This window comes from Streptomyces sp. NPDC057287 (assembly GCF_042667905.1).
GTDB lineage: Bacteria > Actinomycetota > Actinomycetes > Streptomycetales > Streptomycetaceae > Streptomyces.
In genome coordinates, this window is sequence record NZ_JBHUYV010000004.1 from 46,477 (window position 1) to 70,453 (window position 23,977).

Annotated in this window: 12 protein-coding genes; 4 read left to right on the forward strand and 8 right to left on the reverse strand. The window is 70.7% G+C overall.

Features of this window, described 5'->3' with window-relative positions; genetic code table 11:
* The first annotated feature begins 240 nt into the window (after positions 1–240).
* A complete protein-coding gene (tkt, locus tag ACFUNE_RS09080; protein WP_383564261.1) occupies positions 241–2,418 on the forward strand; it encodes a transketolase in 2,178 nt (725 codons plus the stop codon).
* A 222-nt stretch (positions 2,419–2,640) separates the two neighbouring features.
* Complete coding sequence (locus ACFUNE_RS09085; RefSeq protein ID WP_383564263.1) at positions 2,641–5,043, forward strand: SpoIIE family protein phosphatase; 2,403 nt, start codon at positions 2,641–2,643, stop codon at positions 5,041–5,043.
* Positions 5,044–5,072: 29 nt separating this feature from the next.
* Here ACFUNE_RS09085 and ACFUNE_RS09090 read toward each other — a convergent pair whose 3' ends face one another.
* From ACFUNE_RS09090 to ACFUNE_RS09105, 4 genes are all read right to left on the reverse strand, one after another.
* Complete coding sequence (locus ACFUNE_RS09090) at positions 5,073–7,931, reverse strand: NHLP bacteriocin export ABC transporter permease/ATPase subunit (protein WP_383564265.1); 2,859 nt, start codon at positions 7,929–7,931, stop codon at positions 5,073–5,075.
* 1 nt (position 7,932) lies between these two features.
* Positions 7,933–10,206 (reverse strand): NHLP family bacteriocin export ABC transporter peptidase/permease/ATPase subunit, encoded by a 2,274-nt coding sequence (locus ACFUNE_RS09095; RefSeq protein ID WP_383564267.1) that lies wholly within the window; start codon positions 10,204–10,206, stop codon positions 7,933–7,935.
* The gene (locus ACFUNE_RS09100; protein ID WP_383564269.1) at positions 10,203–11,009 is read right to left on the reverse strand and encodes an HlyD family efflux transporter periplasmic adaptor subunit; all 807 of its coding nucleotides are present in this window, start codon (positions 11,007–11,009) and stop codon (positions 10,203–10,205) included. The genes ACFUNE_RS09095 and ACFUNE_RS09100 overlap by 4 nt, the downstream gene beginning before the upstream one ends.
* An 83-nt stretch (positions 11,010–11,092) precedes the next feature.
* Positions 11,093–11,320 (reverse strand): type A2 lantipeptide, encoded by a 228-nt coding sequence (locus ACFUNE_RS09105; RefSeq protein ID WP_383564271.1) that lies wholly within the window; start codon positions 11,318–11,320, stop codon positions 11,093–11,095.
* Positions 11,321–12,131: 811 nt separating this feature from the next.
* On the opposite strand from ACFUNE_RS09105, the gene ACFUNE_RS09110 reads away from it, so the two are divergent.
* Complete coding sequence (locus ACFUNE_RS09110; RefSeq protein ID WP_383564971.1) at positions 12,132–14,807, forward strand: cellulose binding domain-containing protein; 2,676 nt, start codon at positions 12,132–12,134, stop codon at positions 14,805–14,807.
* 119 nt (positions 14,808–14,926) lie between these two features.
* Positions 14,927–16,549 (forward strand): FAD-dependent monooxygenase, encoded by a 1,623-nt coding sequence (locus ACFUNE_RS09115; protein WP_383564273.1) that lies wholly within the window; start codon positions 14,927–14,929, stop codon positions 16,547–16,549.
* 111 nt (positions 16,550–16,660) lie between these two features.
* On the opposite strand, the gene ACFUNE_RS09120 is transcribed toward ACFUNE_RS09115, so the two are convergent.
* The 4 genes from ACFUNE_RS09120 to ACFUNE_RS09135 all read right to left on the reverse strand — a co-directional run bounded on the left by ACFUNE_RS09120 (position 16,661) and on the right by ACFUNE_RS09135 (position 23,975).
* Positions 16,661–18,841 (reverse strand): discoidin domain-containing protein, encoded by a 2,181-nt coding sequence (locus ACFUNE_RS09120; protein ID WP_383564275.1) that lies wholly within the window; start codon positions 18,839–18,841, stop codon positions 16,661–16,663.
* Between the two features lie 246 nt (positions 18,842–19,087).
* Entirely contained in the window at positions 19,088–21,487 is a 2,400-nt protein-coding gene (locus ACFUNE_RS09125) for a family 43 glycosylhydrolase (protein ID WP_383564277.1), read from the reverse strand.
* Positions 21,484–22,995, reverse strand: coding sequence for a sulfatase-like hydrolase/transferase (locus ACFUNE_RS09130; RefSeq protein WP_383564279.1), 1,512 nt, complete (start codon positions 22,993–22,995; stop codon positions 21,484–21,486). The genes ACFUNE_RS09125 and ACFUNE_RS09130 overlap by 4 nt, the downstream gene beginning before the upstream one ends.
* On the reverse strand, positions 22,992–23,975 hold the full coding sequence (locus ACFUNE_RS09135) for an aliphatic sulfonate ABC transporter substrate-binding protein (protein ID WP_383564281.1): 984 nt from the start codon (positions 23,973–23,975) through the stop codon (positions 22,992–22,994). The genes ACFUNE_RS09130 and ACFUNE_RS09135 overlap by 4 nt, the downstream gene beginning before the upstream one ends.
* Positions 23,976–23,977: the final 2 nt, after the last annotated feature.

Genomic DNA, 23,977 nt, shown 5'->3' on the forward strand with positions numbered 1-23,977 from the left:
TCCACGTGCGGCGGCACACGCCTGACGGGGACCACCGGGGGTAGGCGACCGCTCGGCGGGGCGTGCGTATCCGTCACCCGTGCCGGGCGATCTCCGCCCGGCGGGCATCGCGAGCCTCACCGCACCGCCGGGCCCGCTCCGGGTGCGGAGGGCGGCGAGTGAACAGAGGATGCGAGGGGTGGCGAGTCGTACCGACCGGCCCCGTCGCACCGAGAAGCCACATTCGAGGGAGACAACACCATGGTGTCCGAGCGATCCACTTCCGGCAGCACGGCATCACGAGACGCCGGGCTCGCTCTTCCCGTGGCCGGACGGGCGGGCTGGAACGACCTCGACGTGCGCGCGGTGGACACCGTCAGGGTGCTGGCCGCCGACGCCGTCCAGAAGACCGGCAACGGCCATCCCGGTACGGCGATGAGCCTGGCACCGCTCGCCTACCTGCTGTTCCAGCAGGTCATGCGGCACGATCCCGCCGACGACCAGTGGCTCGGCAGGGACCGCTTCGTCCTCTCGTGCGGCCACACCAGCCTCACCCTCTACATCCAGCTGTACCTGGCCGGCTACGGCCTGGAGATGGACGACCTGAAGGCGCTGCGGACCTGGGACTCGGCGACCCCGGGCCACCCGGAGTACCGGCACACCCGGGGTGTCGAGATCACCACCGGCCCGCTGGGCCAGGGGATGGGCGCGTCCGTGGGGATGGCGATGGCGGCACGCCGGGAGCGTGGACTGCTCGACCCCGACGCCGCCCCCGGTGCCAGCCCGTTCGACCACCATGTGTACGTGCTGGCATCCGACGGCGACATGATGGAAGGCGTCGCGTCGGAGGCCGCGTCCCTGGCCGGTCATCAGCAGCTCGGCAACCTCATCACCTTCTACGACTCCAACCACATCTCCATCGAGGACGACACCGACATCTCGTTCAGCGAGGACGTCCCGGCCCGCTTCGCGGCGTACGGCTGGCACGTGCAGACGGTGGACTGGACCCGGACCGGTGACTACGTCGAGGACGTCGACGCGCTGCTCGCCGCGATCGAGACGGCCAAGGGGGAGCGGTCCAAGCCCTCGTTGATCATGCTGCGCACGATCATCGGATGGCCCGCCCCGACGAAGCGCAACACCGGCAAGGCGCACGGAGCGGCGCTGGGTGACGACGAGGTCGCCGGCACCAAGCGGCTCCTCGGCTTCGACCCCGAGGAGTTCTTCCCCGTCGAGGACGAGGTCCTCGCCCACACCCGGGCCGTGGGGGAGCGGGGCAGGGCGGCGCAGGAGAGCTGGCAGCGGACCTACGAGGAGTGGCGCGCCGCCCACCCCGAGCGGGCGGCGCTGCTGGACCGGCTGCGGGAGCAGAAGCTGCCCGCGGGCTGGACCGACGCCCTGCCGGTGTTCCCGGCCGACGCCAAGGGCATGGCCACCCGGAAGGCCTCCGGAAACGTCCTCACCGCACTCGCGCCGGTGCTCCCCGAGCTGTGGGGCGGCTCCGCCGACCTCGCGGGCAGCAACAACACCACCATGGACGGCGAACCCTCGTTCGTCCCCGCCGACCGGCAGACCTCGGAATTCGCGGGCGGCCCCTACGGCCGGACCCTGCACTTCGGCATCCGCGAGCACGCGATGGGCGCCGTGCTCAACGGCATCGCCCTGCAGAGCCTGACCCGCCCCTACGGCGGCACGTTCCTCACGTTCAGCGACTACATGCGGCCCGCGGTCCGCCTCGGCGCCCTGATGAAGCTGCCCGCCACCTACGTGTGGACCCACGACTCCATCGGCCTGGGCGAGGACGGCCCCACGCATCAGCCCGTGGAACACCTGGCCGCCCTGCGCGCCATCCCGGGCCTCGACGTCGTACGCCCCGGTGACGCCAACGAGACCGTGGTCTGCTGGCGGACGATCCTGGAGCACACCGACCGCCCCGCCGGACTCGTCCTCACCCGGCAGAACCTGCCGGTGCTCGACCGCGCCGACGGTGTCCACGCCGCTGCCGAGGGAGCGGCGCGCGGCGCCTACATCCTGGTCGAGGCGTCCGAGGCCGTCCCGGACGTCATTCTGGTGGCGACGGGGTCCGAGGTCCAGATCGCCCTCGACGCCCGCAAACTGCTGGTCGACGAGGGACTGGCCGTACGTGTCGTCTCGATGCCGTGCCGCGAATGGTTCGCCGCGCAGCCGCTGCCCTACCAGGACGACGTGCTCCCGCCCGACGTGCGCGCGCGCGTCAGCGTCGAGGCCGCCGTCGGCCAGGGCTGGCGCGAGGTGGTCGGCGACGCGGGGCGGATCGTCAGCCTGGAGCACTACGGCGCGTCCGCCGACTACCAGCGGCTGTACGAGGAGTTCGGCATCACCGCGGAAGCGGTCGCCGCCGCCGCACGCGGAAGCATCCGGGACGCTGTGGAGCCGCCCAGGCCGGGCGGGCAACGGTAGGACCTGCCTTCGGATCGCGGGGGGCGTGGCGAGCCGGAACGGGTGGTGGGGCGGTCCTTTCCGGGCCGCCCCACTCGCCGTGCTGCCGGCTGTTCGTGGCGGCGACGGAGCGGGCGGGCCCGGCGGCGGCCGTGCCGGCTCCGGTCCGGCAGGTGCGCCGCGTTTGTGCTCCCTCCGGGAGCGGCGGATTCTGTAGGGGATGAAGGGGGCCGGTGTGGCGCCATGACTGCATGGAACGCGGAGCAGACTGCGGACTTTCGCGGTCCCCTCGACGTCACCAGGGCGGCCGCGGCGGTGCTCGACGCCCAGGACACGGTCATCGGCTGGAGCCCCGCGGCGGAAAGGCTCCTCGGCTACCGGCCGCAGGAGATCGTCGGCCGGCCCCTGGCCACGTTCCTGTCACCCGGCCCGGCGCCTCCCGCCCTCCCGCTCCCTGCGCCGTCCCGGGGGAGCGAGATCCGAGCCGCCCGGCACCGGGACGGGCGTGAGCTGATCGTCGTGACCGCGGTGTGTCCCCTGCCCGGCGCCGGAGCGGCGCAACGCGTCATCCTCGCGACGGAGCTGAAGGACCTCCGGCTGTGGGAGTCCCGGCTCGCCCTGCTGAACGGGCTGGCCACCCAGTCGCCTCTCGGCCTGGCCATCTACGACACCGACCTGCGCCTGACCTGGTGCAACGCTGCGTACGAGCAGGAGATCGGACGGCCGTTCGCCGAGTTCCGCGGCCGGCGGGCCGATGAGCTGTACTCCGAGGGACGGTTCGTGTCACAGGGGCATCCGCCGACTCTCGACGAGGTCATGCACCATGTACTGGACACCGGCGAGCCGGTTCTGGACCTGCATTTCCAGGGCCGGCCGCCCAGTGATCCGGAGACGGACCACGTCTGGTCCTGCGCCTACTACCGGCTCCAGGACGCCGACGGCCACGTGTTCGGGGTCTGCGAGGACGCATTCGACATCTCCGATCGCTACAGGGCGCAACAGCGTCTGGCCCTGCTCGTCGAAGCGGGCCGCGGGATCGGCACCGCCCTCGACGTGATGGTCACCGCCGAGAAGATCACCGAGGTCGCGGTACCGGAGTTCGCGACCACGGTCACGGTCGACCTCGCGCGGGTGGTGCTGGAGGGCGAGGTGCCGCCGACCGGTGACTCGGCGGCGATGTCCCTGGTACGGGTCGCCCGCTGCTCGGCCGCGGAGGCCGGCCGGGAGGAGCCGGGACGGCAGCCCGCTCCCGCTGCCCCCGTGAACCACTCGCCCGTGGACTACCCGCCCGGCTCGCCCCAGGACCGCAGTCTCTCCTCGGGCGGCCTCGTGCTCGACGACACGGCCCTGGTGGTGCCGCTGCGGACCGGGAACAGCACGCTGGGGCTCGTCACCTTCACCCGCGGCGACGGTTCGGCCACCTTCGACAGCGGCGAGGTGGCACTGGCCGACGAGTTGGTCGCCCGGACAGCGGTGTCCATCGACAACGCCCGCCGCTTTGCCCGTGAACGCAACGCTTCCCTGGCCCTCCAGCGCCAACTGCTGCCCCAGCACGTGCCGGTGCAGTCAGCGGTCGACCTGGCCTTCCGCTACCTGCCCACGGACGACGTGGCAGGGGTCGGCGGGGACTGGTTCGACGTCATCCCGCTGTCCGGGACCCGGGTCGGGCTCGTGGTCGGCGACGTGGTCGGCCACGGCCTGCAGGCAGCCGCCACGATGGGCCGGCTGCGCACGACCGTACGCGCCTTCGCCCAGCTCGACATGGACCCCGTCGAACTGCTCTCGCGCCTCGACGACCTGGTGGGGCAGTCCGCGCAGGAGCGGTGGGGCGAGCTGGGCACACCCGACGGCACGGACGCCGATGTGACCACCGGGGCGACCTGCCTCTACGCGGTCTACGATCCGGTCTCGCGGCACTGCGTCATGGCCAGGGCCGGTCATCTGCCGCCGGCGGTCGTCGGTCCGGACGGCGGGCCGTCGTTCCCGGAGCTGCCGGCCGGCCCGCCCCTGGGGCTCGGGGGCCTGCCGTTCGAGTCCATGGAGATCGAGCTGCCGGTGGGCAGTCTGCTGGCCCTGTTCACCGACGGCCTGGTCGAGGCGCGCGACCGCGACATCGACCAGGGACTCGACACCCTGGGACGCGTACTCGGTGACCGGCACGCGTCGCTCGAAGACCTGTGCGACCGGGCCGTGGCGGAGCTCCTGCCGGGCGGCGCGACGGCCGACGACACCGCCCTGCTGCTCGTCCGCACCCGCGAGCTCGACGGTTCACAGGTCGCCGAGTGGGAGCTGCCCTCGGAGCCTGTCGCCGTGGGCCGGGCCAGGGACCTGGCCACCGGACAACTGTGCCGCTGGGGACTGGACGAGCTGTCGTTCGCGACCGAGCTCGTCGTCAGCGAGCTGGTGACCAACGCGGTCAGATACGCCGAAGGACCGGTGCGCCTACGTCTCATCCGTGACCGCACCGTCCTGTGCGAGGTCGCGGACACGGGCCACACCTCACCGCACCTGCGTCACAGCGGCGACGACGACGAAGGCGGGCGCGGCCTGTTCATCGTCGCGCAGCTCGTCCAGCGGTGGGGAACGCGGTACACCCGCTCCGGCAAGACCATCTGGACCGAACAGCCCTTGCCCGCCACCGGATGAGAGCGCCCGTGGACCTCGCGGGCACGCCCTCAGCTCATCTGGCGACGCACCAGTTCGTGGAGACGGCCGCCCGTGTCCGCGAGGAGTTCGGCGGGCGGCCCCTCCTGGACGACACGGCCGTCCGACATCACGACGACGCGGTCGGCATCCATGACGGTGGACAGCCGGTGCGCGATCACGACACGGGTGGCCCGCAGGGACCTGGTGCTCTCGATCACGGTGCGCTGGGTCTCGTTGTCGAGCGCGCTGGTCGCCTCGTCGAAGAACAGGATGCGGGGACGGCGGACGAGCGCCTGGGCGATCATCAGCCGCTGGCGCTGCCCCCCCGAGATCGAGCCGCCCCCGGAGATCATCGTGTGCAGACCCATCGGCATGCGTTTGATGTCCTCGGCCAGCCCCGCCATCGCGGCGGCCTCCCACGCCTCCTCCTGGGTGAAGACCTCGGCGCCGCAGATGCAGTCCAGGATCGACCCGGACAGCGGCTGGGCGTTCTGCAGGACGACCCCGCACTGACGGCGCACGGCCGCCCGGTCGAGCGCCGCCAGGTCCTGGCCGTCGTACAGGACACTGCCCGAGACCGGCTTGTCGAAGCCGATGAGCATCCTCAGCAGTGTCGACTTGCCGCATCCGCTGGGGCCGACGATCGCCACGAACTCGCCCGGCCGTACGGTCAGCGACACCTCGTCCAGGACGACGGGACCGTCGTCGGAGTAGCGGAAGGTGACGCCTCTCGCCTCGATCCCCCCGGTCAGCTCGCCCGGCTGGGTGCTTGCGCCGCGTACCTCGGGCGCCTCGTCGAGCACCGGCTTGATCTGCTCGAACATCGGCAGCACCGCTGCCGCGGACACGAACGCGCCGGTGAGCTGGGTGACGGCCGTCAGCAGCATCGTCACGGACGTGTTGAAGGTCAGGAACTCACTGGCCGTCAGGGAGCCCCGCGCCGGGCCTGCCAGGAGGACGAAGATGACCAGCGAGCACAGCGGGAGGTACACCGCGTTGAGGACCGTCGTCAGGTTCTTGATCCGGCCGGCCCGCTTCTGCAGCTCACGGCTGCGTGCGAACTCCGACGCCCACGCCCCGTACGCGAAGCTCTCCGCCGCGGCGACCCGTAGCTTGGGCAGCCCCCGGAGCGTCTGGAATGCCTGGTTGTTGAGCTTGTTCCCCAGCTCGACCAGCCGGCGCTGCCAGCGGAGCTCCCACATGCCCATGGTGAGGAACACCCCGGCGATGACCACCAGCATCGCGACGGCGGTGAGAGCCAGCGGGACGCTGAACCAGAGCAGCAGCCCCAGATTCATCACCCCGAGGGTGCCCGCCTGCACCACGACGGGACCGGTGCCGGACAGGACCCGGCGGATGGCACTCACTCCCATCGCCGCGCTCGCCAGCTCTCCCGTGGACCGCTCGGTGAAGAACTTCGTCGGCAGCCGCAGCAGACGGTCCCAGACCGCGGGCTGGAGCGTGCTCTCGATGCGCCCCTCCATCCGGAGGATCGTGAGGTTCTGGAGGAGCATGAAGGCGGCCGAGACGACACCCGCGATGATGACGGCGAGCGACACCTGCACGATGAGGGCGTTCTGGGCGTTGGGCACGTACACGCCGAGCACCCTGCCCGTCGCGATCGGCACCAGGGAGCCCAGCCCGACCGTCACCAGTCCCGCCAGCACCAGCTTCCGCAGGTCGCCGCGGGTACCGAACAGACCGAAACGCAGCAGCTGCCCCTTGGTCAGCGGCTGCTCCGGAAGCGGCCTGTAGAACATCACGGCGCGTTCGTCGAACTCCTCGGCCGAGGAATCGTCGACACGGCTGCGCCGCCCGGTCAGCGGGTTGACCGCCTCGTAGCGGCCTCGGCGCCAGAGGAGGGCGACCGGGGCCCCGGACGCGGCCCGCCGGCCCACCAGCGGACCGGAGTTCTCCCGCCACCAGCGCCCGGCGAGCCGCACCGCGCGGGTGCGGACGCGCGAGGCGACAGCCACCCGCTCGACCGGGTCGATCCGGTCGCTCACCGCGCCGCCCGCAGCCGGTTCCGCGAGGACGATCCCGGAATCCCGGGCCACCAGCCGGCACGCCGCGTACACCGCGTCGTCCGAGGCCCCCGTCGTACGCGAAGCTCCCCTGCCGGACCGGCCGATCGAGGTCAGCAGAGCCTGGTCGGCCTCCTTGCGGACGGCCTCGCCGGCCTTCATACCGGCCGCGGTCCGGTCCTCGTGCGCGCGCTCCAGCTGTTCGATCCAGCGGTCCAGCGCCGACAGCAGGCGGTACTGCTGATTGACCATCCCCTGCCACATCGACGGGTCGACCAGCAGGTCACCCGAGGCCTCAGCGCTGAACGCCGCGCCGTACTGGACGCTGCCCGGCGACACGGGCAGCCACAGGATGTCGTCGTCGCCCACCGGCTCGTCGAAGGTCGTCCGCCCGTCGAGCGGGGCCTCGAACAGCACGCGCTGGCTGCGGCCCACACCGAGCGAGAAGGCGTGCTCCAGCAGGCTCAGGGCCGCGTCCCCGGTGTCGTAGTGGCTGCGGTACTGCCCGTCGTACGCACCCTGGTCGGCGTACTCCGGCCGGTACAGCTCACGCAGCGGGATCCGCCGCAGCACGCACTCCTGGAGCGGCCGTCCGACCAGGGTGTGCTGCGGCCCCTCGACCGGCCCCAGGACCAGCGTTCCCGGCTCCAGCCGGCCCAGGAAGTGCCAGTGCCCCTGCTCCAGCGCGTCCACCGCGAACAGGTCGAGGGCGCCGCCCACGACGAGCCACAGCACCTGGGGCCCCTCCAGGGACAGGCTCCGCAGCCCGGTGCAGTCGACCGGCTCGCCGAGGGCTCCCAGCGCGCCGATGACCGGGTCCTGCCCGGGGGCCTCCGTGCCCGCGACGGGGTGTGCGGATGTCACGTCAGTGCTCCCTGACCAGGTCGGCGTAAGGGCCCCCGGCGGCCACCAGATGCTCGTGACGGCCGCGTTCCACGACCGTCCCGTGGTCCAGGACCACGATCTCGTCGCTGTCGCGGACGGTGCTCAGACGGTGCGCGATCACCACGCATGCGCAGCCGCGCCGCCGCAGGTTGTCGATGATGATCCGCTCCGTCTCGGCGTCCAGCGCGCTGGTGACCTCGTCCAGGACCAGGATGCTGGGACGGCGCACGAGCGCCCGGGCGATCTCCAGGCGCTGGCGCTGCCCGCCGGAGAAGTTCCTCCCGTCCTGTTCCACCCGGCTGTGGATGCCGCGGGGGCGGCGGGCGACGACGTCGTACAGCGCGGCGTCCCGCAGGGCCTCGGCCACGGCCTCGTCCGGGACCGAGGGGTCCCACAGCGCCACGTTGTCCCGGACCGTCCCCTCGAAGAGGAAGACGTCCTGGTCGACGAAGGACACGGACGCGGCCAGGGCGCCCCTGGGTATGTCCTCCAGACGCTGCCCGTCGATGCGGATCGTGCCCTCCCACGGGCTGTAGAGCCCCGAGATGAGCCGTGAGACCGTCGACTTGCCGCTGCCGGAACCGCCCACCAGCGCCACCTGCTGACCCGGTCCCACCGACAGGGAGAATCCGGTGAGCAGGGGTTTGTCGAGAGGGCTGTAGCCGAAGGTGATGTCCTCCAGCGTCACATGGCCCTTGAGGCGTCGGGTGCTCGCGGCCGGTTCGGGGCGGGAGTACAGGGCGTCGACCGGGAAGTTCTCGACGTCCTTGAGGCGGGCCACGTCGGCGGCGAAGTCCTGGACCCGTCCCGCCACCCCGTTGAGCCGGGTGACCGGTGCGGTGAAGCGGGTCACGAGCGCCTGGAAGGCGACGAGCAGTCCGATCGAGATGTGCCCCTCGACGGCCCGCAGGCCGCCGATCCACAGGATCAGCGCACTGTTGAGCGTGGCGAGGGCGGGGGCGACGATGCCCAGCCAGGCGCTCGGCACCCCGAGGCGCTGCTGCTCCTCCAGCGTCGTCGCGTGCTGCCCCGCCCAGCGGCGGAAGTAGCCGTTCTCGCCGCCGGTGGCCTTCATCGTCTCGATCAGCTGGAGACCGGTGTACGAGGTGTTCGTCAGCCGTGCGCTGTCGGCCCGCAGCTTCTGGGTACCGGTGGCCCGCAGCCGTACGACGATGCGCATGGCGACCACGTTGAGCAGCGCGATCCCCACGCCGATGACGGTCAGCTGCGGATCGTAGGTCCACAGCAGGAATGCGTAGAGGAGGACGACGATGCCGTCCACGCCCGCCGCGGTGAGGTCCCGGGCGAGCGTCTCGGCCACCGCGTCGTTCGACTGCAGGCGTTGGACGAGGTCGGCGGGGCTGCGCTGGGAGAAGAAGGTGACCGGCAGCCGGAGCAGATGGCGGAAGAAGCGCGCACTGCCGAGCGTGGACGAGATGATGCGCCCGCCCAACAGGTTCGTCTGCTGGAGCCATGTCAGCACGACGGTGAGGGCGACCATCGTGCCCATGGCGGCGAACAGCACACCCAGCAGCGAGGTCTGTTCACCAATCATGAACATGTCGATGTAGGTGCGGCTGAGGGCCGGGAGCGTCGCCCCGACGGCCACCAGCAGCAGGCTGGCGAGCAGGGCGACCAGCATCGTGCCCGTGGTGCCGCGCAGCCGGGCCGGCAGCGCAGCCATGACGCCCGGCTTGCGGCCGCCGCGCCGGAAGTCCTCACCGGGTTCCAGGACGAGGACGACCCCGGTGAAACTGGTGTCGAAATCCTCGGTGGGCACGAACCGGCGCCCCTTGTCGGGGTCGTTGATGTGCACCCCGCGCCGGCCGAGACGGCGTCCCATGCCGTCGTACACGACGTAGTGGTTGAACTCCCAGAAGAGGATCGCGGGCGCCTGGACGTCAGCGAGGGCGGTGGGCTCCATCTGCATGCCCTTTGCCTGGAGGCCGTAACTACGGGCCGCCTTCAGCACGTTGCTGGCGCGGGAGCCGTCGCGCGAGACGCCGCAGGCGATCCGCAGCTCCTCCAGCGGCACATGGCGGCCGTAGTGGCCGAGCACCATCGCCAGCGACGCCGCACCGCACTCCAGCGCCTCCATCTGGAGCACGGTGGGTGTGTGCACGGTCCTCGCCCGTCCGGGCTTCGGCGCGGGACGTGACCGCCGCCTGTTGGCCGGAGCTCCTTCCGGACGATGCCTGCCGCGGCCCGGGGGCGGCAGTTGCTGGGCGGTGGGGGACGGGTGGGGTGCGGTCACGGGAGCAGCCAATCGATCGGGCGCTGGTCGGCGAGGCGGACGGAGCCGGTGGCCAGGGTCATGGAGCCGATCGCGTACGGAGGGCCCTCGGCCGAGGACCACCGGTAGCCGGACTTCGTGGAGCCGGAGCGCTCGATCTTCACCAGGACCGCCAACGGACGCCCGTGCTCGGAGAACTGCTTGCCGAGCTGGGCGTCGCCGAGGAACCGGGTGATCTGTTGCTGTGTCTGCGCCGCCCTGCCCACCGCCGCCACCTTGCCGCGCAGGACCCCGTACTGCTGGGCCGGCACGGACTGGACGGTGAGGTCGACGGACGCTCCCACCGGGACGGAGGCGGCGCTGCTGCCGGACACGTACAGCAGCACGACCAGGGGGTCGTCGGCGCCGTCGATCCGTTCGACGCTCGCCACGTCTGCTCCGGTGGTGACCACCGCTCCGATCGTGGCCGTGACGGAGGTGAGCCGGCCGGCGTCGATCGTCCGGACGACGCGTTCGCCCTGCTCCGTACGGACCTTGAGCAGGGGGGAGTTGCGGGGCAGGGTCTCGCCCTCGTCGGCGAGCACCTCGGTGATCTGCCCGGCGACGGGGCTCTGCAGGATGTAGCTGCCACGGGAATGGGTGAGGATGCCCGGCGCGTCGAGTGTGCTGGCGACGGATCCGGTCACGGCCCAGAAGCAGGCGGCGGCCATCACCGCGACGGTGACGCAGAGGACGAGCAGGCCCTGCGGACGGGCGAAGCGCACCGGAAGGTCGAGCTGTTCGGGCGACTGCAGCTTGGAGAGGGCCTGTTGGCGGAACTGCACGGAACTCTTCCCTCACCTGTCGACGATCGGCACCGAGCCCCGGAACCGACGGGTTCCGGGGCTCGGTGGGGTGCTGCCGTGTCTCAGAGACCGGCGGTGAGGCCGGTGGCCAGGCCGGTGACCGCGCCCGTGTTCACGCCGGTGGCACCCTCGACGAGACCGGTGACCGAGCCGACGACGCCGGCGACCGGGACGATGCCCTCGACGGTGCCCGTGACGTTGCCGAGCACGCCGCCGACGAGGCCGCCCGAGACGTTGTCGAGGTCGTTGTCGGAGATCTCGGCGGTCTCGACCTGGGGGGTGTAGTTCATGATGAGCGCTGCCCTTCGTATGGAAATTGCTTATATACGGAAACCCGTGGTGCGACCTCCGTATGGCCCAGGATCAAAGCACGCCTCTGCCTCGTACAGCCAATCGAACTGCGGCGGATCTGTGGTTATCGGCCTGTCGCAATCGACTTACGTGCAGAAGTGTTCATTTCATGGCGGCAGGTTCTTCACGAGCTTCACAGGATGAATTCCATGTCGTCGCACCTTCGCGTACGCCAAGTGGGACAGTCCACCCCAATCGGCTCACGCACCCTCCCGGACCTGGCATTTCGTACCGGGGTGCGTGATCGGTGTGCGCACGCCGTGTGCAGGTTCCCCGATCGCGGGCCTTCGTAATTCCGGAGGTGGGTGATGCGGGGCCCCACGGAAAGTTCGGAACGTATCGGTATTCACGTCATTGTAAAAGGTGAACACAACTCTATTTTCCTGCGGTGTACCGGCCATGAATGGGCCACGCATTCATGAAGTGTTTTCACGGAACGCGTGGCCGTCATGCCACGCGACCTCCGGATGTGTGGAGAAGGTGTGCCGTCACCTCGGCCGCCGGTATGCGTGCGACAGGAAGGGTGCGGCGCCCGCGCGCGAGCCCGCTCCGCGAAGGCCGACCCGCTGTCCACATTCATCCGATGAAACGACTGCATCACCCTTCTCTCGGGCGACACGCGGCGCTACCATCGGGATGCTTCATGGGAGCGCTCCCATCTCTGTGTCAGCCCCGTACCGCCACTGTTCGGCGGTCCAGCTCGGAGAGGACGTTTCCGTGCGCTTGAGCGCCAGACCAATCGCCGCCCTAATGGCGGCACTTGCCCTCACCGCCGGGTTGTCGGTCACCGGTACCCCGGCCGTCGCACGCCCGGACGACAGGCCCGCGGCGGCCGAAGCATCGGATGTGTCCGTCGCCGCGGACACGTACACCTGGAAGAACGCACGGATCGACGGCGGTGGCTTCGTGCCGGGCATCGTCTTCAACCGGTCGGAGAAGAACCTCGCCTACGCGCGAACCGACATCGGCGGTGCCTACCGCTGGGACCAGGCGGGCAAGCGGTGGACCCCGCTGCTGGACTGGGTGGACTGGGACCGGTGGGGCTGGTCCGGGGTGGTGGGTCTCGCCTCCGACGCTGTCGATCCGGACAAGGTGTACGCCGCCGTCGGCACGTACACCAACAGCTGGGACCCGACCAACGGGGCGGTCCTGCGCTCCTCGGACCGGGGCGCCTCCTGGAAGGCGGCGACGCTGCCCTTCAAGCTCGGCGGCAACATGCCGGGACGAGGGATGGGGGAGCGTCTCGCGGTCGACCCGAACAAGAACTCCGTGCTGTATCTCGGGGCCCCCAGCGGCAAGGGCCTGTGGCGGTCCACGGACTCCGGCGTCACCTGGTCGCAGGTGACCGCCTTCCCCAACCCGGGCAACTACGCCTCCGACCCCTCCGACACCAGCGGATACGGCAACGACAACCAGGGCGTCGTGTGGGTGACCTTCGACGAGCGCTCCGGGAGCGCGGGCAGCGCGACCCAGGACATCTACGTCGGGGTCGCCGACAAGGAGAACACCGTCTACCGCTCCACGGACGGCGGCGGCACCTGGTCCCGGATCGCCGGCCAGCCGACCGGATACCTCGCGCACAAGGGCGTGCTCGACTCCTCGACGGGCCACCTCTATCTGACGCTGAGCGACACGGGCGGCCCCTACGACGGCGCCAAGGGGCGGATCTGGCGGTACGACACGGAGTCCGGCGCGTGGGCGGACGTCAGCCCCGTCGCCGAGGCCGACACCTACTACGGCTTCAGCGGCCTCTCCGTCGACCGGCAGAAGCCCGGGACCCTGATGGCCACCGCCTACAGCTCCTGGTGGCCCGACACCCAGATCTTCCGCTCCACGGACAGCGGCGCCACCTGGACCAGGGCCTGGGACTACACCAGTTACCCGAACCGTTCCAACCGCTACACGCTGGACGTCTCCTCCGTGCCCTGGCTCAGCTGGGGCGCCAACCCGTCTCCGCCCGAGACCTCCCCCAAGCTGGGGTGGATGACGGAGGCGCTGGAGATCGACCCGTTCGACTCCGACCGCATGATGTACGGCACCGGCGCGACGGTCTACGGCACGGAGAACCTCACGTCCTGGGACTCCGGGGGCCAGTTCAAGATCACGCCCATGGTGAAGGGGCTGGAGGAGACGGCCGTCAACGACCTCGCGAGCCCGCCCTCCGGAGCGCCGCTGCTCAGCGCGCTCGGTGACATCGGAGGCTTCCGGCACACGGACCTCGACGCCGTGCCCGCGATGATGTTCACCTCGCCCAACCTCGACTCCACCACCAGCCTGGACTTCGCGGAAGCGTCCCCCGGCACGGTCGTACGGGTGGGCAACGCCGACACCGCTCCGCACATCGGCTTCTCCACCGACAACGGGGCCAACTGGTTCCAGGCCTCCGAGCCCTCCGGTGTCACCGCCGGCGGCACGGTCGCCGCGGCTGCCGACGGCAGCGGGTTCGTGTGGAGTCCGGAGGGTGCGGGCGTCCACCGCACCACCGGCTACGGCAACACGTGGACCGCGTCCACCGGGATCCCGGCCGGCGCGACGGTCGAGTCCGACCGTGTGAACCCGAAGAAGTTCTACGGCTTCAAGGCCGGGACCTTCTACGTGTCGACCGACGGCGGCGCGAGCTTCACCGCCAGGGCGACGGGCCTGCCCGCCGAGGGCAACGTGCGCTTCAAGGCACTACCCGGCAGCGAGGGCGACATCTGGTTCGCGGGTGGCGCGGCCACGGGCTCCTACGGTCTGTGGCGCTCCACCGACTCGGGCGCGACCTTCACCGAGTTCGCCGGAGTCGAGCAGGCCGACAGCGTGGGCTTCGGCAAGGCGGCTCCGGGCGCTTCGTACCGGACGGTCTACGTCAGCGCGAAGATCGGCGGGGTGCGCGGCATCTTCCGCTCCACCGACAAGGGCGCGACCTGGACGAGGATCAACGACGACGCCCACCAGTGGGCGTGGACCGGGGCGGCCATCACCGGTGATCCCAGGGTGTACGGGCGCGTCTACGTCTCCACCAACGGACGCGGGATCCAGGTCGGCGAGACCTCGGACACCGGCGGAGGGGGGACGGACCCGGATCCCGACCCCGACCCGGATCCCGACCCGGAGCCGGGTGACTCCGCCTGCTCCGTGACGTACAAGGTCACCAACCAGTGGTCGGGCGGATTCCAGGCCGACGTGATGGTCACCAACACCGGCACCACGCCCTACGACGGCTGGCAGCTGGGCTGGTCGTTCCCCGGGGACCAGAAGGTCACCCAGATGTGGAACGCCTCCCACCAGCAGTCCGGGGCGAAGGTGACCGCGACGAACGTCGGCTGGAACGGCAAGGTGGCCCCCGGATCCTCGGCGGGCTTCGGCTTCACCGGCACGTGGACGGGCGCCAACGCGGAGCCGGCCGCCTTCACCCTGGGCGGTGAGGCCTGCACCGTCGGCTGACGCCAGCGTGCCGGTGCACGGAGGGCACTCCTCCCCGCACCGGCCCGCACAGCACCGAAATGGACATATCACCCCCGGTGTGATGCATTGAAGTGACTGCACCTCGCCTGGAGGCACCCATGGTCGATGTCGATGTGCTCGTCGCGGGGGCGGGTCCCGTGGGACTGACAGCCGCGTCCGAGCTGCGCAGGCGGGGTGTGTCGTGCAGGGTCGTCGACCGGCTCCCCGCCCGCCTTCCCTACGCGCGGGCGGTGGGCGTCCAGCCGAGGACGCTGGAGATGTGGGACCGGATGGGGATGGTCCGTGAGGCGCTCGAGACGGCCGTGCCGCTGAAGGGGCAACTGCTCTACGTCAACGGGGAGGAGGGGCCGCGCACCGACCTCGCGCTGCCGCCGGAGGTGCCCTACGGCTTCGCCGCCCTCCCGCAGTACGAGACCGAGCGGCTTCTCGAGGAACTCCTGCTCCGGTGGGGAGGCCAGGTCGAACGCGGCACCGCACTCCTCTCCTTCGAGCAGGACTCCGGCGAGGTGAGGGCACTCCTCTCCCTGCCCTCGGGCGGCACCGAGGAGCTGACGGCCCGCTATCTCGTGGGCTGCGACGGTGCTCACAGCGCCGTACGCAAGGGGCTCGGGCTGTCCTTCGAGGGCGCGGCCCTTCCCGAGGAGTACATGCTGGGAGACGTCGAGGTCGACTGGGACCTGCCGGAGGGGTACGGGATCCGGGCCTCGCACGTCGTCGACGGGCGCACGGACGACATCCTGGTGTGCATCCCGCTCCCCGGCCACCGGCGCTACCGGATGTCGATGGCGACGCCGCCCGAGCTCTCCCGGGCCCCGCGGGGAGACGCGGACGGTGTGGCGCACGGGCTGAGCGGTGGTCAGGGCCCGGTGCCCGGGATCGAACACATCCAGGCCGTGCTCGACCGGCTCTCCCCCCGCCCCACCACCGCGTCCTCGCTGCGCTGGTCCTCGGTCTTCCGCATCAGCCACCGGATCGTCGACCGGTACGGCCGGGGGCGGGTCTTCGTGGCCGGCGACGCCGCGCACATCCACCCGCCCACGGGTGCCCAAGGGATGAACACCGGGGTCCAGGACGCTTTCAACCTGGCATGGAAGCTCGCCGCCGCCGTACGGGGCCACGCGGGTCCGGGACTGCTGGAGAGCTACGACGCCGAACGCCGTCCGGTCGGCGAGGAAGTCGTCGCGCGGACGCTGCGTCACGCGCGGGGCGGAGTCCAGGCCGACCCCGACGCCCCGGAGACGATCCTGCTCCGGGAGGCCCAGCTCCTGCTCGGCTACCGGGGCAGCTCGGTCGTGGGCCCCGGCGGTTCCGCGCACGACGGCCCCGCACCGGGCGACCGGGCGCCGGACTGCGGTGGTCTCCTGTACGTCCTGGGGACCTTCCCGGTCCGGCTGTTCAGCCTGCTGAGGGAGCGGGAGCACACCCTGCTGCTCTATGCCGATCACGAGGAGCAGACGGCGCCGTTCGAGGAGGTGGCGACGGCCGCGGCCCGGGCCGCGCACGGCCTGTTGAACACCTGCGTGGTCCTCGCCCCGGGGCTGCGCACGCCCACGCCCGATCTGCCCGCCGTGCACGACAGCCTCGGCGACTTCCGCCGTACGTACCGTGTGCGGGGTGGGGAGGCCGTCCTCGTGCGGCCCGACGGGTACGTCGGCGTGCGCGCGGCCCCGGCGGACGGCCCGGAGCCGCGCGCCTACCTGGAGACGCTCTACGGCACCTGAGGGCGTGGCGGGAGCGCCGGACGGCAGGGGGACGGACATGACGCGGGGCCCGGCAGTGCCTGCCGGGCCCCGCGCCGTCCGATGAGCCGACTCCGCTCATCTCACCCCGGCTCAGGGAAAGGACACCACCTGGGACGGGATGGTCGACGTTCCGGATGTGGGGGATCCGGTGTTGTTGATGACGTGCTCGTACTGTCCCTGGCCGCCGAGCGAGACGACGAGCAGGTCGTGGAACTTCACTCCGGGCTTCACCGGGGCCTGGAATCCGTGCTGCTGGCGGATGGTCGGGTCGACGTTGAAGTAGCAGTAGCTGCCCATGCCCCAGCCCTCGTGGGTGGTCACGGAGTCGCCGACCTTGTAGGCGGCGTACCCCTTGATGTCACCGTTCTGGATGGCGGCCTGGTTCGGGGCGTCGTACGCCTTCTCGTTCTGGAAGAAGATCGTCTTCCCGTTCTCGCCGTACCACTGGACGTCGTACTTGTTGAAGTGCTCGACGAACAGGCCGGTGGCCAGCACGTCGTCACCGTTCACCCGGAGTCCGTAGTCGGAGCGGTTGGTCTCCCACCCGACCCCGTCACCGTGGTCGGCACGCCACAGCCAGGTGTGGTCGATGATGGTGTCGTCGCTGTTGACCACCATGCCGGTGGTCGCCTTGCCGGCGCCCGCGCCGCCGACCCGGACGAAGACGTCCTGGAGGCTGGTCGGGTTGGCCGAGTGGTCGGCTGCCGCGCCCTCGGGCCCGACCTGGACGAGGACCGAGGAGTTCTGCGTCCCGGCGTCGACCAGGAGTCCGGCCAGCTTGACGCCGTCGACGTCGCCGACCTTGATCGCGGTCACCCCGTTGTCCGGGATGATCGTGGCGAGGCCGAGGCCGAGGGCGACGGTGTTCGCGCGGTTGATCTCGATGGGCTCGTTGACGTGGTAGATGCCCGGGGTGAACAGCAGGTGCAGGCCCTGGCGGACGGCCGCGTTGATCGTCTGCGCGGTCGCACCCGGCTTGACCACGTAGAACTGGCTCAGCGGGATGGACTCACCCTGCGGGGTGCCGTTCCACGAGACACCGCGCGCGTTGGTGCGCTTGGCGGGGACGAAGACCTTGTAGGTGTTGCCGTCGAGGTAGAGGAAGGGCTTCTCGCGGGAGACCGGGGTGTTGTTCAGGGTGGTGTACGGCGGCTCGGGGAAGCTCTGGGCGGGGGCGCCCTCGACGCCGGAGAACGTCATGTTCCAGACGCCGTTGCCCCAGCTGCCGATCGAGCTGTCGCGGGTGTACCACTGCTGCTGCGAGTAGGGGCCGACCTGGCCGTCGATCTTGCTGTCGGCGATGTAGCCGCCGCTGGCCCAGCCGTAGCCGTTGGGTGCGAGGTTGAGTCCGCCCTTGACGTGCATGCGGCGGAAGGGTGCGGCCTGGGAGACGGCCCAGCGGTTGGTGCCGCTGACCGGGTTGAGGGCCAGGTTCTCGGCCGAGCGCCAGAAGTTCTGGGTGGCGTTGCCGTTGAACCAGCCGGCGTCGACGGTGACATCACCGTTGAAGGTGGTGTCGTCGGGCTTGAGGCCGAGACCCGCGATCTGGGTGTAGAAGCCGATCTGGGCGTTGATGTTGCTGTAGGTGCCCGGCTTGAACATCAGCGCGTAGCGGCCCGTGCCGAACTGCGCGGACTCCTGCTGCTTGAAGATCGCGTCGACCTTGGCCTGGATGTTGGGCGTCGAGGGGTCGAAGACCAGGACGTTGGGGCCGAGGTCACCGCCGCCGGGGATCTGCGGGTCGCCCCCGCCGGTCGTGCCGAACACCTGGAACTCCCAGAGGGAGTGGCCGTATCCGGTGGCGCGGGCGGTGCCGGTCAGCCGGACGTAGCGCGCTGTGCCCGAGACGTTCAGGGTCTCCGTGCCGCCGGGGCCGGTGGTGGTGGAGTAGGCGGTGCTCCAGCTGCTGTTGTCGGAGGAGAACTCGATCCGGTAGCCGGTGGAGTAGGCCGCCTCCCAGCGCAGCACGATCTGGCTCACCGAGGCGGCCGCGCCCAGGTCGACCTTGATCCACTGGGGGTCGGAGAAGGCGCTGGCCCAGCGGGTGCCGGTGTTGCCGTCCACCGCGGCGGTGGCGGGGGTGCCGCCGTTCTCCTGGCTGGAGGCGGTGACCGTCTTCCCCTGGGAGAGCAGCGTGGGCGCGGCGCTGGCGGAGGTCTGGGGGACGAACGCGAGGAGCGAGAGGACCAGTCCGGCGATGACGGCCAGCACACCGCTGCGTCTCCCGCTCAGGGCGAGAAGGGGTCTGTGGAGGTTCGGGGGTGCGTACATGGGGGATTCTCCTGAGTCGTGGGGCGGGTACACGACGCGCACAGCCAGAGAGCGCTCTCTCCGGCTGTGCGAGATACTCCACCCTTGTTACGAACGCGTCAAGAGATGTGCAACAACAGATGTATCAGGGCCTGTTGTCGACAAGAACTGACGACTGGGTCCAGCTGATGACCCCCTCTGTGTGGCCTGTCAGGTGACTGAGTGTGAGATCTGACGGGTCCTGGATTCAGGAAATGGCGGCGCGGTTCACGGTGCGGCGTACGTCCGTACGTAGTCGAAATCAGCGGTCACACCCGACCGGTTGTGGGAGACGAGACCGATCCTCAGCTCGCCCCGGACCGGGAGCGTCCAGACGCTGCCCGTCGACCAGTGGACGCCGTCACGGCTGGTGGACGCGCGTACCTCGTGCTCCCCGTGCGCGGAGTCGTGGTGGTAGGCCATCCGCAGCCACATCGTGTCGGCCGTGGGTCCCCCGAACATCGGGGCGTTGGCCACGGCGGTCGGCGGGGTGGTCGTGGGGCGCTCGCCCTCCTTGCCGAACTCACTGACATCGAGCAGCGCGCCGTCGCCGTTGGTGAGCGGAAGGACGGAGTGGACGAGCTTGAACCAGCGGTCGTCGTTCTCGTACAGCACGAGACCGGCCTGCTGGGCAGCCTGGTCGGGGGCGAACCGCAGCTTCGTCTCGACCGTGTAGTCGCCCTTCGGTGCTTCCCGGAGCAGCACTGACGCCGTGTTGCTCCCCAGGTGCAGCTCGGCGTTCTGGGTCGGCCAGGAGAGCTCACCTCCGGACACGGTGACGCCCGCCGCCGGTCCGCGCACCCACTGCCAGGGGGAACCGGTGCTCGTGCCGGGGACCGTGGTGGTGTCGAACTCGTCGCTGTGACCGGGAAGGAGCGGCCCGGGCGCGGCAGCGGCCACCCGCTTCGTCACCGGCCGGTACAGAGCGGTGGCGCCGACGTTGTCCGCCGCGGCGCCCGCGCCCCGCGCGGCGGCTCCGACCGCACCCTTGCGCACGGCTGCGGCGGGCAGGTCGCGGGTGTGCACGGCCACCGGGTCCCGCAGCCGGTCGCCGGTCACCTCGGCCGTCAGCCGCGTGCCGCGCAGCTCGACGGACACGTTGTTCCAGGTGTCCCAGGAGAATCCGGACGGCAGTGCGGTGACCTGCTCGCCGCGGCTCCTGCCGCCCACCCGCACGTCGGTGACGAGGGCGCCGCGTGCCCGGTCGAGCCAGGCCACGATCCGGTTGCCCGGATCCCGGTAGGCGACGGTGAGCCCCGCCGCGCCGTTCTGCGCCGTCACCTTGAGATCGGCTTCGGCGCGCAGGTCCGCCGGCGCGCGTTCCCCGGCCAGGAGGTACGAGGTGCTCGTGCCGGAACCGGAGCCGGCCGGGGTGTGCGCCGCGTAGCCGAGCGCATCGGGGTCGGTCGCGGCGGACCAGCCGGAGGCGCCCTCGGCCCGCCAGCCCTTCAGGCCGGTGCCGTTGAACGTCCCACCGGCGACGGGCGAGGTCACCGGTGCGGCCGTCGGCCCGTCCGAGGGGCCCGCGCCGGCCCGGACGACGGGCCAGCCGTCGATCCAGTCGAGCCGGTCGACGAGCATCGGACGCCGGGTCAGCTTCAGGGTGCCGTTCGAGGCCGGAGCGAGGTCGGGGGACTCGGCGGGGATGCCGTGGTAGACCAGCCAGTCCTGACCCGCCAGATCGGTCTGCAGGGAGTTGTGGCCGGGACCGATCCACCGGTTGCCGTTGGCTCCGGCGACCACGCCCGCCTTGCTGGTGAGGGCCATGAGATCGGTGCCCTCGTCATCGGTGAACGGCCCGGTCGGGCTGGTGGACCTGCCCACCTTCACCTGGTACCCGCTGTACGCGCCGTCGCAGCACCCGGCGTCGGAGTAGAAGAGGTAGTAGAAGTCCTCACGCCGTACGACGAAGCCGCCCTCGACCCGGCGGCCCCGGGCCACCTGTGTGACCTCCCCCTCGGTCCGCGTCAGGTCGGCGTTCATCCTCGCCACGCAGATCGTGTCGTAACTGCCCCAGTACAGGTAGGGCGTGCCGTCCGTGTCCGTGAACTGCGCCTGGTCGATGTTGCCCGCCGGGCATCCGCTCGGCGAGGGCAGCACGGCGCCCCGGTCGGTCCACGGGCCCGTGGGGGTGGTCGACGTGACCAGGCCGACCGTGTTGCGCCCGGGCACGGAGTAGTAGAGGTGGTAGAGGCCGGCCGCGTAGCGCACATCGGGTGCCCACAGGCGCGAACCCTGGTGCCAGGCGGGCTTGTTCGCCGGGGTGAAGACCTCGCCCGCGTACTCCCAGGTCACCATGTCGGCCGAGCGCAGGATCGGCAGCATGCGCTCGCCGTCCTCGCCCTTGCTCTGCATGACCGGGTTCTGGGTGCCGTAGGCGTACCAGAGCCCGTCCTTGCCGCGGATCACCGCGGGATCGGGGAACGTGTCCACGGCGCCCGTGGACACCGGGTTGGTGTACGTCGTCGCCGCGGCGGCCGGACGGCCGTGCGCGCTCGCGCCGGCCGGAACGCTCTGCGCACCGTGCGACGGAGCGGAGGCGAGGGTCAGGATCCAGACCAGGGCAGCCGCCCCGGCCGCCCACCGGGGCAGGGAGCGGGTGCGCGCGGTCCTTCGTGTGCGTCTCATGGGGTCTCCGTGAGTGTCCCGCCCGGATCCGCGGCCGCGGTCCAGGTCGTGTCATCGGTCTCGAAGGCGCTGAGGCTCGGGTCGTGGTCGGAGGCGCCGATGTCGTACATCGACGTCATCCAGTGGTAGAAGTTGTCGCCCCTGTCCCGCAGCAGCTCGTAGAGCCGCCGCATCAGACGGGCGCGCACCGCTCCGAACTCGGGGTGCGTGTACCGGTTGCTCAGCTCGTGCGGGTCCGCCACCAGGTCGTACAGCTCGTTGACCGACTCAGGGTTGACGACGAGCTTGTAGCGGTCGTCGCGGATCATCCGCTGCGGGTACGGGAAGTGGTGGCCGTGGAACTCCGCCACCAGCTCGCCCGGCCAGTCGGGCCGTTCGCCCTTGACCAGCGGCACCAGGCTCCGGCTGTCCACCGCCGGGGACGGGTCGCAGCCCGCCAGTTCGAGCAGGGTGGCGGTGCAGTCGGTGAGGCTGACCAGCTCATCCCTGACCTGCGGGGCGGCCCCGGGGATCCGGATGATCCCGGGGATGCGGTAGATGTCCTCGTACATCGCCGGGCCCTTGTCGTGGAGCCGGTGGGCACCGGTGAACTCGCCGTGGTCCGCGGTGAAGAACACCGATGTGTCCTCGCTCAGGCCCAGTTCGTCGAGGCGGGTCAGGATGCGCCCGATCTGCTCGTCGATCAGGGTGACGTAGCCCCAGTAGACGGCGATCAGCTTGCGGGTCGTCTCGATCGGGATGGTGTCGAAGGCCCAGTGCGCGCTGTAGTTGCGCTGCACCGGCGGTTTGCCCTCGAAGGTCTCGGCGATCGAAGGGGGCAGCTCGACGAGCGCCGGATCGTAGAGGTCGTAGTAGGCGTCGGGCAGCAGATAGGGCAGATGCGGACCGAAGAAGTGCGTGGCCAGGAAGAACGGCTCGTCGCCGGCCGCGTACCGCTCCAGGTGCTCGATGGCGCGGGTGGCGAGGTAGTGCTCGAACGTGGCCTCCACCGGCTGGTGCAGCCGGGCGGCCAGCAGGTTCCCCGGGTTCCCGCCCGGCGCCGTACCCCGGATCGGTTCCGAGATGCGGTACGGCGGGAACCCGTTCTCCTTCAGGTACGCCAGGTAGTCCGGGTGGTCGACCGGATTGTGCCAGCCGGGCAGATCGGGGCCCTCGAAGCCGTACGAAGCGGCGTTGCGGTGGGTGCCGCCGTGCCACTTGCCGATCAGGCCGAGCCGGTAGTCGCGCTCGGCCAGCGCCGCCGGGAAGGTGAACGCGTCCTCGCGCAGGTCCTCCAGGTAGCCCACGTTGCGTTCGTAGTTGGCGAGCAGCCGGTGCCGGAACGGCGCCTGCCCCGTCAGCAGACTCGCCCGCGCCGGGGTGCAGATCGCCGTGGGCGTGTAGAAGCGGTCGAAGCGCGTGCCGGTGGCCGCCAGCCGGTCCAGATGCGGCGTGGCGACATGCGGATTGCCGTAACACCCGAGGGTGTCCACCCGGTGCTGATCGGTCATCAGGAACAGCAGGTTCACTTCTTGTACGCCTTCGTGTAGAGGTCGCCCTCGTAGTACGTGTCCGCAGCGGGGGCCTTCTTGAGCTGGCCGGTGTCCACGAAGAACGTGCCGAGGCCGTCCAGCCAGCCGTCCACGGTGCCGTCCTCGGTCCTGGCGACCAGGTCGGCCGTCGACAGCGTCTCCACGTTGGCCGCGTCCGCCGCGACCTTGGCGCGGTCGATCTTCAGCAGCGAGGCCGCGGCGTCGATGGACTCGTCGGGATGGGCGGCCCGCCAGTCGTTGGCCTTCTGGAGGACCTCGACGACCTTGGCGTTGAGCTTCTCGTCGCTCCTGGCGGGCGCCACGAAGGCCGTGGGGAACGCCCGGTCCTTGAAGTCCGCCGTACTGGCGACCTCGTTGAGCCCCGGCTTCCTGTCCTTGATGGTGTCGATCAGCGGATACCAGAGGCCCGCCCCGTCGATCTGCCCGGAGACGAACGCCGAGACGACCGTGGACGGGTCCATCGGCACCTTCTCGATGTCCTTCTCCGACATCCCGGTCTTCTGAAGGGCGAGGTTGAGTGCCATCGCACCGGAGGTGCCCTCGGGCACACCGACCTTCTTGCCCTTGAGGTCCTCGATGGAGTTGATGCCGGGCTGGGCTATCACCCGGTCGGCGCGGGCGAGCGTGTTGATCGCGACGACCTTCGCCTTGCCCGAAGCGGGCAGCCACATGGCGCCGGGGCCGATGTAGCCGAAGTCGAGGTTGCCGGATCCGAGCGCCTGGATCTGGAGGGGGCCGTTGGTGAACGTCTTGTACTCGGGGCTCAGCCCCTGTTCCTTCCACAGCCCCTGCTTGTCCGCGATGGCCAGGAGACTGGCTCCGTTGTAGTCGCTGATGTAGCCGAAACGGACGGTGGAGCCGCCGTCCGCCGACGAGTCGCCCGAGCAGCCGGTGACGGAGAGTGCCAGGGCGGACACGGCGACGACCGCCGTCAGGGCACGCTGAGGTAGACGCATGA

What these genes read in the sequence shown, in the direction of transcription:
- tkt (WP_383564261.1), top strand. Translation starts at nt 241, where the DNA reads ATGGTGTCCGAGCGATCCACTTCCGGCAGCACGGCATCACGAGACGCC.
- ACFUNE_RS09085 (WP_383564263.1), top strand. Translation starts at nt 2,641, where the DNA reads ATGACTGCATGGAACGCGGAGCAGACTGCGGACTTTCGCGGTCCCCTC.
- ACFUNE_RS09105 (WP_383564271.1), bottom strand. Translation starts at nt 11,320, where the DNA reads ATGAACTACACCCCCCAGGTCGAGACCGCCGAGATCTCCGACAACGAC.
- ACFUNE_RS09110 (WP_383564971.1), top strand. Translation starts at nt 12,132, where the DNA reads ATGGCGGCACTTGCCCTCACCGCCGGGTTGTCGGTCACCGGTACCCCG.
- ACFUNE_RS09115 (WP_383564273.1), top strand. Translation starts at nt 14,927, where the DNA reads ATGGTCGATGTCGATGTGCTCGTCGCGGGGGCGGGTCCCGTGGGACTG.
- ACFUNE_RS09120 (WP_383564275.1), bottom strand. Translation starts at nt 18,841, where the DNA reads ATGTACGCACCCCCGAACCTCCACAGACCCCTTCTCGCCCTGAGCGGG.
- ACFUNE_RS09125 (WP_383564277.1), bottom strand. Translation starts at nt 21,487, where the DNA reads ATGAGACGCACACGAAGGACCGCGCGCACCCGCTCCCTGCCCCGGTGG.
- ACFUNE_RS09135 (WP_383564281.1), bottom strand. Translation starts at nt 23,975, where the DNA reads ATGCGTCTACCTCAGCGTGCCCTGACGGCGGTCGTCGCCGTGTCCGCC.